Below are 712 nucleotides of genomic sequence, written 5' to 3' on the forward strand. Positions count from 1 at the left end.
GCGGGTGTGGGCGTACCGGCGGCGGTGGGGGCGGTTGTGTGCACGGCATGGCCGGTGGCTGCTGGATGTGGGTGAGGGGCATCCGGTGGAGTTTGTCGATGCCGGGGATCGGGGGGTGGAGCTGGCCCGGGCGCAGCGTCATTGGGACCGGGTGGCGCAGGCTGGGGCGGCGATTGGCGCGGCGCAGCGTGAAGTGTTCGGGCTGGCACGTGCAGTGGTGTGCGGGTGGTGGGGACGGACGGAGTTCTGGGAGCGGGATGCGGTGTGGGAGCCGCGTTTGCAGCAGGTGGTTGCGGCTACGCGCCGGTGGTGTCCGGATCCGGTGGGCTGGGGCGTGGAGCAGTGGCGGCTGCTGGTACGGGACGTGGTGGTGTTCCCGGAGGTCGTCGCGGTCGCGGAAGCTCTGGTGGATCCGCGGATGCAGCAGCTGGCCGCCGGAAGCGGTGCGGGTGCCCTGGTGCGCGGCCGGGGTGGCGGTGAGCGGTTTGCTGCCGCGTTGGGTGAGCGTCTGGGACGGGTGTGGCTGGGCGAACTGGAAGCGGACGGCCATGGCGGTCTGTTGGCGTCCTGGGCTCGCGGGGTAGTACGCGAGCAGCGCCGTCCGGCGGGGTCGCCGCCGGAGCAGGGGCGGTATGGGCTGTGGTGGGTGCACAGCGCGCACCGGCCGGTGGAAGTAGGAACGGGGCTGCGCCGGCTGGCAGACCCTCTGGGC

General features: G+C 72.9%; 1 pseudogene. It reads left to right on the forward strand.

The window, feature by feature from the left end:
- Positions 1-85: 85 nt before the first annotated feature.
- Positions 86-712, forward strand: a pseudogene (locus U9R90_RS36595) (DNA-binding protein); the annotation flags it as partial.

The organism is Streptomyces sp. E11-3, assembly GCF_046540415.1.
Taxonomy (GTDB): domain Bacteria; phylum Actinomycetota; class Actinomycetes; order Streptomycetales; family Streptomycetaceae; genus Streptomyces.